Origin of the sequence: Christensenella hongkongensis, from assembly GCF_000981035.1 — a bacterium.
Taxonomy (GTDB): domain Bacteria; phylum Bacillota; class Clostridia; order Christensenellales; family Christensenellaceae; genus Christensenella; species Christensenella hongkongensis.
Map to the genome: position 1 here is coordinate 30693 of NZ_LAYJ01000039.1, position 14845 is coordinate 45537.

The following is a 14845-nucleotide window of genomic DNA, read 5'->3' on the forward strand; positions in this document are numbered from 1 at the left end:
GCCCCCCTCTAATTCTGAGTATAAAGCTGGGTATACGGATTTTTGCTGTCCGGACGCAACGTGTAAAAATCCTTGTTCATAATCTGAACCTTTTTCCTGCCAAACGCCCGGCAAAATTCGTCGATATACGCTTCAATGGTCTGCATATCCTCTTCGCTTGCTTTGGAGGCAGTCACCTGCCCGGGCAAATCGGCGGGCGGGGCATCACACCGTAAAAAGATTTGTCCTCCGTGCATTCCCACTCCGCAGAAATTACCAACCGGTTTGCGGCGTTCAATCCCCAGCACAAGGATCGTCCCTCCTGCCTGGTATTCCCCAAGGAAGCTCCCCGCACTGCCGCCCACCACAAGCACAGGGCTTTTTTCTTTATATTCTTTCATATGGATGCCCGCGCGATATCCTACGTCTCCATTTACAAAAATCCTGCCGCCGCGCATCGCGTAACCGGTTGCGTCTCCCGAGGAGCCGGAAATATAAATCGTTCCATCATTCATCGTATCTCCCGTCGCATCCTGGGCGTTTCCATGGACTGTGATCACACATCCGTCAAGATACGCCCCCAGGGCGTTCCCCGGCGTTCCATTGATCACAATGCTTTTATTGGAAAGTCCGCTGCCAATGTAACGCTGCCCCATGCAGTTGTCGATCACCACTTCGTTTGGGGCCGCCTTAATTTCACGGTTTAAGTCCATAAAGTGCATATTGCACGCATTGATATTCATATCTGTGCACCTCCCAATTTGATGCTTCTCTCGCTTCTTGAAAACGCCATAAGCTGCGGCTTTTGCCTGATCAGGTCGTAGTCGATACTGCTTAGCGGAACGCTCTCGCGAATCAGGGATGTATATATCCCTGCACGGGCTACATTCCCCACGAGGATAAACCCTTTCAGCAGCCCATCTTTTGAGACCAGCTTTTTATAAGCTTCTTCCGTTTGCTCCACATAAGTCTCGCCGTCATAGTTCCCCGCTGTGATGATATGCAGTCCAAAAAAACCAATCGCATTCATCGGAATCGCTTTTTCATAGCATTTGATGCCGCCCGCCATATTGATCCCCGCGCATTCGCCCTGCATATATGCGTTTGGCAGAAGCGCAAGGGGCCTCTCTGTCCCCGATGTAATGTCGTAGCTCTCGGCGCAATCGCCCGCTGCAAAGATATCCTTTACGGACGTACGGCACAGCATATCCGTCACAATTCCTTTGTTCACCCTGATTCCCGCCTCTTTTGCTGTTTCCGTATTGGGACGAACGCCGACCGCAACCACGAGCACATCAAACGGAATTTCCTTTCCACTCGACAGCACAGCCTTATTTCCGGCAAATTTCTGTATCCCGTCAGACAGATGGAACCGGACTCCGTTTTTTTCTATATGCCTTTGCACGCGCTTTGCCGCATCAGCGTCGAGAATACTTGGCAGTATCCTGTCTGCAAGGTCTACCACGTCTATGCTGCCTGCCTTGTGCGCGATCCCCTCCGCACACTTCAGTCCGATAAGCCCCGCGCCCATCACAAGCACTTTGCTGTCCGCGCGAAGTGCGCCGTCCAGCTTTTTAGCATCGTCAAGCGACATAAACGTATGTTTTTCCTTCACACCGGCAAGCCCTTCGATATTCGGTAAAAACGGTCTCGATCCTGTTGCAATCAGCAATTTTTCGTATTCCACCATCTGCCCGTCGTCCAGGAGCAGCCATTTATCGACCGCGTCAATTTTGGTTACCTTCCTTCCAAACAGCGTTTTGCAGTTCATATCTTCATAAAAGCCGTCAGGGCGGTATTTCATCCTCTCTTCCGTCGTCTTTCCATACAGCAGGTAAGAGATTGCAGGGCGTGAATAGGTATGATATGGTTCATCTGAAATTACAACAATCCGGTTTTCAGCGTCCTGCTGCCTGATTCCCTCGACACACCCCACCGCGGCAGCGGAATTTCCAACGATTACATACTTCATTTCTATCATCTCTCCTCAAATACGATCGCCTGGTTCGGGCAGCCGTTTACACATGCCGGTACCCCGTCTGAGTTTTTTACGCACAGCTCGCATTTTTGCATCACGCCGGTATCCGAAGGCATGATCGCACCGTACGGGCACATCAGGATACATGTGCAACAGCCAACGCATTTGTCCTGATCGATCAGGATTACGCCGTTTTCTATGGAGAGCGCGCCCATAATACATCCCTGTACACATAACGGCTCGTCGCAATGCCTGCAGGAAACCGCAAAGCATACGTTCCCGTTTTCCTCGATTTTGATGCGCGGATTGATTTTTACATCCTTAAGGGCTTTCACCATATCCGTCTCCGCAGAATTTGAAAACGCACAGTTGTATTCACAAAGATGGCATCCCAGACACCACTTTTCATTGACATAAATTCGCTTCATAGTCCTCATTCCCCCGCATATCTCACGCCCAATATCCCGAGCTCTTTTTCATTGAGTCCGATTCCGCGCAGCATCAGCCTGTTTCCACGCAGCGCCTCAATGGAATTGATGCCCATGCCGCCCATCATTTCCTTGATTTCGTGGCCCCACGAGCGTACCAGATTCATCAGGCGTTCGCTGCCCATATCCGGGTTCAGGCGTTTCACAAGCTCCGGTTCCTGCGTGGCGATTCCCCAGTTACACTTTCCGGTCTGGCAGCTTCGGCACAAGTGGCATCCAAGCGCGAGCAACGCTCCCGTTGCAATGTATACCGCATCCGCGCCAAGGGCGATCGCTTTCACAACGTCCGCGCTGTTCCGAATACTTCCTCCCACTACAACAGATACGTTGTTCCGGATCCCTTCCTGCCTCAGGCGTTCGTCCACGCTGGCAAGTGCAAGCTCAATCGGAATACCGACATGATCGCGTATGCGTGTGGGCGCAGCGCCCGTCCCCCCGCGAAAACCGTCTATCGCAATGATATCCGCACCACTGCGCGCGACACCGCTTGCAATCGCAGCTACATTGTGCACAGCCGCAATCTTGACAATAACAGGCTTTTTGTAATCCGTCGCTTCCTTAAGCGAATAAACAAGCTGGCGTAAATCCTCGATGGAATAAATGTCATGGTGCGGGGCAGGTGAAATCGCGTCGCTTCCCTCAGGGATCATTCTCGTGCGCGATACGTCGTCCACAATCTTCCTACCCGGCAGGTGCCCTCCAATCCCGGGTTTTGCGCCCTGTCCCATTTTGATTTCGATTGCCGCTCCCGCATTGAGGTAGTCCTTATGGACTCCAAAGCGTCCGGACGCAACCTGCACAATCGTATTTGCACTGTATTCGTAAAAATCCTGGTGCAGGCCGCCTTCGCCTGTGTTATAGAAGGTATTCAGCCCCCGCGCTGCCCGCGCAAGGCTTTCATGTGCGTTATAACTGATAGAGCCGTAGGACATTGCAGAAAACATCACCGGGATATCGAGCTCCAGCTGTGGTGAAAGATTGCAGGTAATTTCGCCGTCCTGGTCCCGTTCTATACGCTCCGGCTTTTTTCCAAGGTAGGTTTTGATCTCCATTGGTTCGCGCAGCGGATCGATGGACGGATTGGTTACCTGCGACGCGTTGATCAGCAGCTTATCCCAGTAGACCGGATATGGCTTTGGATTGCCCATGGAGGAAAGCAGCACGCCGCCCGTACCCGCCTGCCGGTACAGCTCCTTGATTGTTTCTCCCGTCCAGTTTGCATTTTCCTTAAAGGTATGGTCCGTTTTTATGATTTTAAGCGCATGTGTCGGACACAGTGAAACACACCGATGGCAGTTGACACATCTTGTATCGTCGCCTGTCATCAGGTTCAGCTCCGGATCGTAGCGATGCGCTTCGTTCGCGCATTGCCGTTCGCAAACGCGGCAGGCAATGCACCGCTGTGCATTACGCGCTATCTCGTAATCCGGATATAAATAATTAATAGGCATCTTTATTCGCTCCTTCGTCCCTGTGATTCGTTACACTGGCAGGCAGGCTTATATCGCCTGCTTTTCCGGCTCCTGTTTTCCTTCGCTTTTTCTGAGCGTTACAATGACCGGTTCTCCGCCTTTTGGAGCCCAGATTGTGTCTGGCTCCGGCTCGATCCGGCGTATCGCACATTCCTCGCTTGCCACATACACCATATCTCCTTTTGTGGCAGCGACCATCGAGCGAAGCTTCAGCCTGTCGTTGAGCGCCATCATTCCCCCCTCAAAGCCAAGCAGAATCGAAAACGGCCCGGTGATAAGCATACTCGCGAATGCGTTGCGCAGGTAAGTGAATTTTGCTTTTTTCTCTGCGGTCATCCGGTCAATCGTGCTCCAGAACGGCGCTGCGATTACGTTTGCAATCTCTTCAAAGGTAAGCCCCTGCCCGCGTCCGAGATAATCTATCATATAAGTAATGACTTCCGTATCCGTGAGCAGCGTACATTGATATCCAAACATTTCAATATAACGGCGGTTCGCGTCGTAGGAGGAAATTTCTCCGTTGTGTACAATGGAATAGTCGAGCATCGCAAACGGGTGGGCGCCGCCCCACCAGCCCGGGGTATTGGTCGGATAACGTCCGTGCGCCGTCCAGCAATAACCGCTGTATTCTTCCAGACGGTAAAACTCGCCCACGTCCTCCGGAAAGCCGACCGCTTTAAAAACACCCATGTTTTTTCCGCTTGAAAAGACGTAAGCTCCCTTAATACGCGTATTGATCCTGATCACGCAGCGGACCGTGTATTCCTTCTCATCAAGCTGGCTGTCCGTAAGCCTCGTATGCAGCGGCGTTACAAAATATCTCCATATATATGGTTCGTCGGTAATGCGCGGATGCTTGCGCGTTGGAATTTTTGACAAATTGATAATATCGAAATGCTCTTCCAAAAATTCCTCGCAGGCAAGCTTTGCCGCTTTGTTATCATAAAAGATATGGAATGCGTAATAATCCTTATATTCCGGATAGATGCCATAGCCCGCAAACCCGCCGCCAAGTCCATTGGAACGGTCGTGCATGGTCGCAATGGATTTTATAATGTTTTCTCCACAGAGACGGCTGCCGTCCCTTGCGAACATTCCTGAAATCGCGCAGCCCGATGGTATCCTTACCTGGCCTTCTCTTTGCATGGTTTTTCCCGCCTTTACGTATCTGTTTTTTACATTCGTTATGATACGCCGCCTTTTTTGCGATGTCAATAGCAAAATGAAATATTTTAAATTATTCTTGCATATTTTTGCGTTATTATTATTTTATCAAGCGTATTTTTCCATTTTATTGCAATTTATTTTTATAATATTTCATTTTTTCTTAAAAACCTCTTGACTTTTGACAGGCGCAGTTTTATAATCCAAATTGTGGACAGCAAAGGCGCTGCGGAAATATAAAAAACTTTTCCCGCAGCGCCTTTCAAATTTTATAGAATATAAAAAGACAGAAAGGATCGATAACAATGACAAACGTACCGGAACTGTTTGGCAGTATGGTGTTCAACGACGCGGCGATGCGCGAGCGCCTGCCCAAAGAAACGTACAGGGCTCTGCGCAAAACCGTGGAAGACGGCAAAGACCTCGACCTTGGTATTGCAAACGCTGTCGCCCATGCAATGAAGGAATGGGCAATGGGGCATGGCGTAACCCACTTCACGCATTGGTTCCAGCCGATGACTGGAACAACCGCGGAAAAGCACGACAGCTTTATCTCCCCCGCCCCCGGTGGAAAGGTAATCATGGAATTCTCTGGAAAGGAGCTCATAAAGGGCGAGCCGGATGCCTCCAGTTTTCCTTCAGGCGGCCTGAGGGCAACCTTTGAGGCAAGGGGTTACACCGCATGGGATCCAACGTCGTACGCGTTCATCAAAGACGGTATTCTATGTATCCCAACCGCCTTCTGTTCCTATGGCGGCGAGGCGCTGGACAAAAAGACTCCCCTGTTGCGCTCTATGGAGACTCTAAGCGAGCAAGCGCTTCGCATCCTTCGGCTATTTGGCAATACAAAAGCCAAAAGGGTTCTATCCACGGTCGGTCCGGAGCAGGAATACTTTCTTATTGACCGCGAAATGTATGAAAAAAGAAGAGACCTGAAATATTGCAACCGTACCCTTTTTGGCGCAAAGCCGCCTAAAGGCCAGGAGCTTGACGATCATTACTTTGGATCGATCCGTCCACGCGTATCCGCTTTTATGAAGGAGCTTGACGAGGAACTGTGGAAGCTCGGCGTGCTCGCCAAGACAAAGCATAACGAGGTCGCCCCGGCACAGCACGAGCTTGCGCCTGTGTTTACCACGACCAATATCGCGACCGATCACAACCAGCTTACAATGGAAGTGATGAAGCGGATTGCCTACAAGCACGGCCTCGCGTGCCTGCTGCATGAAAAACCTTTTGCAGGCGTAAACGGCAGCGGCAAACACAACAACTGGTCAATCACTACCGATACGGGCGAAAACCTGTTAAATCCGACGGATGAGCCGCATGGCAACCTGCAATTCCTTCTCTTCCTGTGCGCAGTCGTCAAGGCTGTGGACGAATACCAGGATTTGTTGCGGGTATCTGTCGCCAGCGCAGGCAATGATCACAGGCTTGGCGCGAACGAGGCTCCGCCCGCGATTATTTCCATGTTCCTGGGCGATGAGCTTACAGAGGTATTGGAATCGATCGAAACGGACAGCGACTACACCGACAAGAAAAAATGCGATATGGAAATGGGCGTACATGTCCTGCCAAACTTCCAAAAGGATACTACGGACAGGAACCGCACTTCCCCGTTCGCGTTTACCGGCAATAAATTCGAGTTTCGTATGCTTGGCTCCAGTCAATCGATCGCCGGGCCGAACATCATCCTCAATACGATTGTCGCCGAAGCGCTCGGGCAATTCGCAAACCGCCTCGAAAAAGGCGATTGCTTTAAACAGGATGTTTTGACGCTTGTAAAGGATACCGTGCAGCAGCATAAGCGCATCATATTCAACGGCAACAATTATTCCGCCGAATGGGAGGCCGAGGCGCAAAAACGCGGATTGCTGAATTTGAAATCAACCGCAGACTGTTTGCCGTATTTCATCAGCGAGAAGAATATAGACCTCTTTACCAGGCATCATATCTTCACGAAAACAGAGATATTTTCCAGATATGAAATTACATTGGAGGGATATTGCAAAACGCTTAACATAGAAGCCCTTACCATGCTGCAAATGTCGAAGAAAAGCATCATTCCGGCAGTCAGCGCGTATACAGGGGAACTTGCGGAAAGTGCGCTTGCCAAAAAGCAGCTCGGCGCGGACACCAGTGTGGAAGAACAGCTTGTGAAAGACCTGTCGGCACAGCTTACCTGCTTCCTGCAGGCAGTCGATACGCTGGATTCCGCACTTATCGAGGTGAAGCAATATGAGGACGTCGCCGAATGCGCCAGGTATTACCGCGAGCACGTATTTGCGGCAATGCAGGAGTTACGGGGCATTTCCGACACGATGGAGACTTTTGTCAGCAAGAAATGCTGGCCGTGGCCTACATACGGTGACCTGCTGTTCAGCGTGTAAGCAGGCAAAGGAAATAAATACAGCAGACGACTGTGCCAGATATTGCCTGACGAGGGCATGTAAAAGGCAATTCCTGATGCAGGCATGATCTTATCACATATATTTGACACAAAGGCGTGTATCCCGGGGCAGCAGCCCTTCCCCGGGGTACGCGCCTTTATTATTTTTCAGGAGGTATCATTATTATGTATTCTGCGGTTGACACAGTATGGGTGTTACTGGGCGCAGCGCTTGTATTCTTTATGCAGGCCGGCTTTGCGATGGTCGAGACAGGCCTTACCCGCGCAAAGAACGCCGGTAACATCGTCATGAAAAATCTGATGGATTTTTCGCTTGGCTCTATTGTTTTCTGGGTGATCGGCTTTGGCCTGATGTTCGGCGTTTCCGCATCCGGTTTTATCGGAACGCCCGACTTCTTCGTACAGGGCGACTACGCCACGGGTGAAATTCCCTCTTACGCCTTCTTTATCTTCCAGACAATGTTCTGCGCGACAGCGGCAACGATCGTATCAGGCGCTATGGCGGAACGGACGAAATTTTCGTCCTACTGCATTTACAGCATCATTATCAGCGCCGTCATTTATCCGATTTCCGGCCACTGGATCTGGGGAGGCGGCTGGCTCGCCGGCCTTGGCTTCCACGATTTCGCGGGCTCTACGGCGGTTCACATGGTAGGCGGCGTAGCAGCGCTCGTGGGCGCTAAAATCCTGGGAGCCCGTATTGGAAAATACGATAAAAACGGGAAGCCAAAGGCCATTCTTGGTCACAGCATCACGCTGGCAGCGCTCGGCGTATTCATCCTCTGGTTTGCGTGGTTTGGCTTTAACGGCTGCTCCACCCTCTCCGCTTCCGGCGAGGCGACTCCCGCAATGGGCAAAATCTTTACCACAACGAGCATCGCAGCCGCGGCAGCTTCTACGGGGGCTATGCTGATCACCTGGATACGTTATAAGAAGCCCGACGTTTCCATGACGCTCAACGGCGCGCTCGCAGGCCTCGTGGCAATCACGGCAGGCTGTGACGCGGTCGAGCCATGGGCAGCGGCAGTCATTGGCCTTATCGCATCCTTTGTCGTGGTGTTCGGCGTTGAATTTGTGGATAAAAAGCTCAGGATCGACGATCCTGTTGGCGCAATCGCGGTCCATGGCTTTTGCGGCGCTGCCGGCACGATCCTCGTGGGAATCTTCGCACTGGATGGCGGGCTTATTTACACTGGAGACGCTTCCTTTCTCGGCGTACAGGCGCTTGGCGTAGTATGCGTTGCGGCATGGGTTGCCGTAACGATGACGGTCGTGTTCCAGATTTTGAAGCATACAAAAGGCCTGCGCGTATCAAAAGCGGAGGAGCTCGCAGGACTCGACATCGAGGAGCACGGCCTTGCCAGCGGCTACGCGGATTTTATGCCCGTGTGCGGCACAGACTTTATTGCAACAGGCGGTATTGACGAAAATGGAAACGCAAAGCTGGAGCTGGAAAGCGCATCTTCCGCTTCTTTTGAAAAGGCGGTTCCAGTGGAACGGATGCCAAGGGAAGCAAGCGCAGGGGCCGCTTCGGATGTGAAGATGACAAAACTCGTCGTGATTGCGAACCAGAGTAAATTTGAGGCGCTGAAATCCTCGCTTGAAAGCATCGGAATTACAGGCATTACCGTTTCACAGGTAATGGGTGCGGGAATGCAGAAGGGACACTCCGAGTATTACCGCGGGGTTGAAGTGGATATCAACCTGCTGCCCAAAGTAAAGGTCGAGGTGGTTGTATGCAGGATTCCTGTAGACACGGTAATCGCGGCGATCAAGGAAGCCCTTTACACCGGACATATCGGCGACGGTAAGATTTTTGTATACGACGTAGAGAACGTCATCAAGGTCCGCACGGGCGAGGAAGGTTATGAAGCCTTGCAGGATGAAGAGTAAAACGCCCTCACGCAAAGGCGTTTGGCATACATAAGGCAACAAAAAAGAGTGGACGCTTTCCACTCTTTTTTGTATCTCTTTATCCCTTTTTCCAGCGTTGGATGACAACGGTCGCGCGGCCCCCGTCTTCGTTTATGATTTCATAATCCCCGAATGCGGCCGGGATGACAAGCGTCTGGAACTTGTCGCAGTCCGCGCCATATTCCGGATTACCGAGGGAACGCACGCTGATTCTGGAACCGACGGTAAGCGTAAGCATGTGCATAAATTTACCCTCCGTGGAATATTCCGCCCGTTTTTCAAAATGGATACGTTCCACATGGTAAGGCATTTCCGGCAGGCTCTTGTAACGGTCGATGAAATAATCCTTCGTCCATTTTACAACGGACGGCGTGGCCCTCAGGTGTTCATCCACCCATGAGGCGCGCCGGCATTTTTCCATATCGAAGCCGTGCTCCAGGTGCATTTTAAGAGGCTTTCCAGTCATGCTCTGCGCCTCGTCGTCCCAGGACGGACGTGCAAAATCATATTCGAAGAAGGAGTATTCCGTACCGTTGATACTTGGATTCGTGTCCATTTCAAGCACCATCTGGTTACCACCGTGACCGTGCATCGTTCCCGGCGGGATCAGGTAAAGGTCCCCTTCCCTGCTTTCCCAGTTTTCGATGAAATCCTTCCAGTCCCCGATAGGCTTAATGTTTTGGGATTCCTCGCATTTGCGTTCCCATTCCTCGATATCCGCGTCGTCCTTGAAACCCATCCACGTATTCGCGCCTTCGTAGGCCTCTGCAATATAATACGTTTCGTAACGCCCGAGCGGCTCGTTAAAATGCTCTTCCACATAACGGCTGCTGGGGTGGATGTGCATGGGCATACTGATGCGCTCCGCGCTCTGCGGCGTTTTATGGTAACCGTCGTCCAGCCAGATATCGAGCGGGAACAATCCCGGATACTCTTTATCGATGAGTTCTCCCACCAGCTCTTTGCCATATTGCATGGCGTTAAGCATGGGCATGGATATGCTCCGTTCCCCGCCAAAGTCGATCAGGATGCGAAGCTCCGGGCCGCCAATTTTGTTCCACGCATTGTTCGCAAGGTTCTCCACGCCATAATCCATATCGAGGAAACGATACGCGCCCCACGGTCCGGGTGAAAATATTTTGACCTCGTGAATCGGGTATTTTACCAGTGTGGACATCATCTCATCATATGCCGCACGCGGGATCACTACAAGGTCGTCCTCAAAATAATTCTCGATATAGAAATCCATGGCTCCGTACATAAAATCTTTTTGGCGCTTTAGCATATAATAGTCGGAATAGTTGTATTCCTTCCAGTCATAGTCTGTTGTCGCCTGCGCACTTCCAAAGGATTTCAGCTTTCCGGTCCACATATCCCATTGCACCTTCTGGTGCGTGTTGTCCACATAGCATTTTACATCGATGAGCGGCGCAAGCTCCCTGATGCACGCGCCTGTGCCGTAAATAACGGTTACCTGCCCGCTTTTATGTGCGAGCTTACCCTGCATGGCCGCTACGCTCTCCGGTTCCAGAATATCCTCGATAACCCCTTTCGCATTCACAATGCCAAAGCCCGGATCCTCCGTCACGTACTGCGCGTTATAGGCGGCAATTTCCTCCCTTGTTTTGTAAAGCTCCAGCGCATCCAGCAGCCGCACCTCGAGTCCCATTGCCTTCAGTTCCGTTTCCAGTGCGTAGGCTATTTTTTCAAAATCCACTCCATACCATCCGTCGAGCGCAATGTTTTTTGCCCCTCCGCTGCATTGCCGTGCAAGCATCCTGATCCCCTCGTTCCAGCCAAATACCACGCTGTCCTTGTTTTGCTCCGATATTTTGATCCTGTTATCCGCATTTTTGATTGATTCATATACTGGCATTTTGTCCCCTCCTTTTTTATTTTCGAAATTTACTAAACCGGTTTAAATACAAATTAACATGGATTGAAACTTTTGTCAACGGTTTTATTTCAATCCAAAATTGTAATTATACAGGCAATATTTGACATGTATCAGTAATTATGTTACCTTTTTCGTAGATGTTTTAAAATTACTTTATTCAGATTTATAAAACCGGTTTTATAAATCCGCAAAGGACGACCGATGAAAAATACAAAGCAACTTACGATCTCTGATATCGCAAAACTTGCCGGTGTTTCCAAAACGACCGTATCCTTTATACTGAACGGAAAAAGCGGCGTCAGTGAAAAAACAAAGGAAAGGGTGCTGCGCATCATTGAGGAAAACGGCTTCAGGCCATCCCTCAATTCCAGGCGTTTATTTTATAACCGGAGCTATACGGTAGCCGTGGTATTCGAGGACTCCTCCTCCGTATTTGATAATATGTTTTATTTCAGCATCATGAAAACCTTGCTGAAGCGTTGTATGCACTACGGTTACTCGCTCATCTATTCTGAATTCAGCTTTGACGGTGAAGAGCTGCGCCTGCCGGAGCAAATCTTAAGCAGGGACGTCGACGGCCTTATTTTTCTGAAGGATATTCCGCAAAGCCTTACAGGCATGCTTGGCTCGCTTGGAATACCGTTTGTGGTAGTGGATGACCATTCTTCATCAGGCGATATCTATTCCGTCAGGGCAGATTACGAGCTGGCAGCTTATACCGCTGTGGAATATCTCCTCGCGCAGGGACACAGGAAAATTGGATTTATCGGCAACACATGCCTGCCCGCCTTTTATACGCAAATATTGTCAGGCTATCAAAAGGCGCTCCGCGGGCACGGTCTGAACACTGAGCTCCGTTGGTTTTTCGACGGCATAACAGACCGCCGCTCCCTCTCAGGCCAGATTGACCGCTGCGTATGTGCCGACCTTCCTACGGCGTTCTTTTGTATGGAGGATATCCTTGCCATCGAATTGATGAAGCATCTGAAAAGTAACAACATACAGGTTCCTGAGGATGTATCAGTCGTCTCTGTGGACGACATCATTATGGCGGAATATACCGATCCCGCGCTTACTACCGTATCGCTTGATAAGGAGCATATGGCGACAGCCGCAATCGATCTGCTGATTGCACTGATTGAAAACCGGCCCGCGCAAAGCGTGCAGGTTTCCTCTAACAACCTCATCGTGCGTGATTCTGTAAAAAAACTGCATATTTGAAAAAACAAACCCAACACAAAAACGGCATCATTTACAACGACACCGCTTTTGCGTTAGGCTTTGAGGGTTTCTACAATGTATGAAATAAGCTTTATAAACTATTTGATTGACGCGCTATGCTTCTTCCGGCTCAAACTGCGCCTTGTATTCCTTCAGGCAGTTTTGGATGATCATCGTTGCGTCGTCACGCCCGTCCACTTGCCTGACGGTCGTCTTTTTGTGCTCGAGCGTCTTATAGACCTCAAAGAAATGCGTCATTTCGTCTGAAATATGCGCCGGAAGCGCCGACACATCCCGATATCCGTTATACATCGGATCTCCAAACGGAATTGCAATAATCTTTTCATCCTGCTGCTCGTCGTCCACCATTTTGATCACGCCGATCGGATAACACCGCACAAGCGTCAAAGGCGCGATTGCCTCCGAGCACAGCACAAGTACGTCGAGCGGATCGTTATCCTCAGCGTAGGTACGCGGGATAAAACCATAATTTGCCGGATAGACCGTTGAGGTATACAGTACGCGGTCCAGCTTCAGAAGTCCGGTTTCCTTATCGAGCTCGTACTTCATTTTACTGCCCTTCTGTATCTCGATCACACAGATAAAATCATCCTTTGTGATCCGCTCCTCCGCAATATCATGCCAAATATTCATATGTCAGTTACCTTTCCGCTTACTCCGCGAAAGGCAGCGTGGAACCTCCGTAAGGCATAATGATCACCTTGGCATCCAGCCCCTTATGGGAAAAAGCATGATTCACAGCACTCTGCAGTTCCTGATATGGTTTAAAGAAAATTCCTTTGACGAAATCGTCCGGCAGGTCTGAAACGAGGTACACGTCGCTTTTTTGCATTACCATGCCAATCGCGGCGGCCTTGTGTCCGCCAAGCTCAAAATTCCGTTCAATTTCCTCCACCATAAAATCCGGACTTTCCGCTGTCGTCATCCAGCGTTCAAATACGCCCTCGCCAAGGCCTTCCTTGCAGGATGCCACCAGAATAATGATACCGCCATCCTTTACCGCATGCTTTGCATTGTCAAGCGCTTTTTGCGCCTGATACAGGTTGATATCCTTAGGGTACCCGCCCGGCGAAACAATGACGATGTCCGCACGCTCCGGAATGACGACCTTGTACAGCGTGTCAAGAAAATCGCAGCCTGCCTTGTGCGCGTCCTTCCAATGTCCGGACACGCATTTGATAATCTGTTTTTTCTCATCTAAAACAACATTTACAATGAAATCGATCGGTACAAACTCCTGCACCTCATCGATGTCTTCCCTTACAGGATTTCCCGCAAGCTTGCCCGCATGGGAGCTTTCCTCCACCATCCGCGAATGGTTGGACTGGATTGCCGCCCGTGTGGATACGCCCGGCATGATCGCCTTCGTGCCGCCGGAATAACCCGCAAAATAATGGAACTCAATATTTCCAAGGCAGATTCTTCTGTCCGCCTGTGCCACCGGCGTAAAAATATCGACGGGAGTCCCGCGCGACGTATCGCCCATATGCACAAAATCCTTTGGATCGGAGTCGATACACTTTACTTCGTCGTAAACCGCGTCGCCTGCCAGATAGCGCATTTCCTCCTCAGTTTGCTTGCGGTGGGAACCGAGCGCAAATACAACCGTTACATCGTCCATACTGACGCCCGCCGCCTTCAGTTCATCCAACACCACCGGCAATACGATTTTCGAAGGCATCGGGCGCGTTACATCGCTTGTGATAATCGCGATCTTTTCGCCCGGCTTTGCGATCTCCCGCAGCCGTTTGCTTGCGATCGGATGTTCCACCGAGCGCCGCACCTCCGCCTCGCCGGTCAGCTCATGCGTTACCTCATTTGGTTTTAAGATACTGATGATACATTCCTCAGGCACCTTTGCCGTTTGCGTTCCCTTGGCAAATCCCAGTTCCACTTTCATATGGTTTCTCCTTATATGAATGCAGCCTTACCTTAACTTATGGCAGCAAAGGCCTTCCACATCGTGTGCGGCTTCCATGATCATCTCGCTCACCGTCGGATGCGCGTGGATCGTATCTGCAATCTCTTCCACCGTTGCCTCGGCTTTCATCGCAACCGCAATCTCGCCGATCATATCCGTCGCACGCGGCGCCACCATGCACGCCCCAAGGATTTCTCCCGTCTCGCTGTGCGTCACCAGCTTTACAAAGCCGTCTGTACAGTTCATGATCATGCTGCGGCCATTTCCCGCCGTCGCAAAGTTTCCTGTCTTCACCGGCAGCCCCTGCGCCTTTGCCTGCGCCTCCGTCAGTCCTACGCTCGCAATCTCCGGGCTCGAATAAATACATGCCGGTACAATAT

The 14845-nt window shown here is 50.7% G+C and carries 11 protein-coding genes and 1 pseudogene; 3 read left to right on the top strand and 9 right to left on the bottom strand.

What is annotated here, in order from left to right:
- Nucleotides 1–8 precede the first annotated feature (8 nt).
- From CHK_RS01905 to CHK_RS01925, 5 genes are read right to left on the bottom strand one after another with little or no spacing between them, the layout of a single operon-like run.
- Nucleotides 9–722, bottom strand: a complete 714-nt coding sequence (locus tag CHK_RS01905) for a GltB/FmdC/FwdC-like GXGXG domain-containing protein (RefSeq protein ID WP_046442337.1) — start codon at nucleotides 720–722, stop codon at nucleotides 9–11.
- Complete coding sequence (locus tag CHK_RS01910; RefSeq protein ID WP_046442355.1) at nucleotides 719–1951, bottom strand: NAD(P)/FAD-dependent oxidoreductase; 1233 nt, start codon at nucleotides 1949–1951, stop codon at nucleotides 719–721. Before CHK_RS01910 ends, CHK_RS01905 begins: the two co-directional genes overlap by 4 nt.
- A 5-nt stretch (nucleotides 1952–1956) precedes the next feature.
- Nucleotides 1957–2385, bottom strand: coding sequence for a 4Fe-4S dicluster domain-containing protein (locus tag CHK_RS01915; protein WP_046442338.1), 429 nt, complete (start codon nucleotides 2383–2385; stop codon nucleotides 1957–1959).
- A gap of 5 nt (nucleotides 2386–2390) precedes the next feature.
- Entirely contained in the window at nucleotides 2391–3896 is a 1506-nt protein-coding gene (locus CHK_RS01920) for a glutamate synthase-related protein (RefSeq protein ID WP_046442339.1), read from the bottom strand.
- A 48-nt stretch (nucleotides 3897–3944) separates the two neighbouring features.
- Nucleotides 3945–5063, bottom strand: a complete 1119-nt coding sequence (locus CHK_RS01925) for a class II glutamine amidotransferase (RefSeq protein WP_046442340.1) — start codon at nucleotides 5061–5063, stop codon at nucleotides 3945–3947.
- A 323-nt stretch (nucleotides 5064–5386) separates the two neighbouring features.
- Between CHK_RS01925 and CHK_RS01930 the strand changes: the two genes are divergently transcribed.
- Both CHK_RS01930 and CHK_RS01935 read left to right on the top strand, forming a co-directional pair.
- Complete coding sequence (locus tag CHK_RS01930) at nucleotides 5387–7471, top strand: glutamine synthetase III family protein (protein ID WP_046442341.1); 2085 nt, start codon at nucleotides 5387–5389, stop codon at nucleotides 7469–7471.
- Nucleotides 7472–7656: 185 nt separating this feature from the next.
- Nucleotides 7657–9384 (top strand): ammonium transporter, encoded by a 1728-nt coding sequence (locus tag CHK_RS01935; RefSeq protein ID WP_046442342.1) that lies wholly within the window; start codon nucleotides 7657–7659, stop codon nucleotides 9382–9384.
- Between the two features lie 79 nt (nucleotides 9385–9463).
- On the opposite strand, the gene CHK_RS01940 is transcribed toward CHK_RS01935, so the two are convergent.
- The gene (locus CHK_RS01940; protein ID WP_046442343.1) at nucleotides 9464–11281 is read right to left on the bottom strand and encodes a cupin domain-containing protein; all 1818 of its coding nucleotides are present in this window, start codon (nucleotides 11279–11281) and stop codon (nucleotides 9464–9466) included.
- A 222-nt stretch (nucleotides 11282–11503) separates the two neighbouring features.
- Here CHK_RS01940 and CHK_RS01945 point away from each other — a divergent pair, with 222 nt between their 5' ends.
- A complete protein-coding gene (locus CHK_RS01945) occupies nucleotides 11504–12523 on the top strand; it encodes a LacI family DNA-binding transcriptional regulator (protein ID WP_046442344.1) in 1020 nt (339 codons plus the stop codon).
- 114 nt (nucleotides 12524–12637) lie between these two features.
- Here the strand turns inward: CHK_RS01945 and CHK_RS01950 are convergent, their stop codons facing one another.
- The 3 genes and pseudogenes from CHK_RS01950 to CHK_RS01960 form a co-directional block, all read right to left on the bottom strand.
- Nucleotides 12638–13177 (bottom strand): inorganic diphosphatase, encoded by a 540-nt coding sequence (locus CHK_RS01950; protein WP_046442345.1) that lies wholly within the window; start codon nucleotides 13175–13177, stop codon nucleotides 12638–12640.
- Nucleotides 13178–13196: 19 nt separating this feature from the next.
- Nucleotides 13197–14444 (bottom strand): nickel-dependent malate racemase, LarAH6 family, encoded by a 1248-nt coding sequence (larAH6, locus tag CHK_RS01955; RefSeq protein ID WP_046442346.1) that lies wholly within the window; start codon nucleotides 14442–14444, stop codon nucleotides 13197–13199.
- A gap of 27 nt (nucleotides 14445–14471) precedes the next feature.
- A pseudogene (locus CHK_RS01960) lies at nucleotides 14472–14845 on the bottom strand (dihydrolipoyl dehydrogenase); the annotation flags it as partial.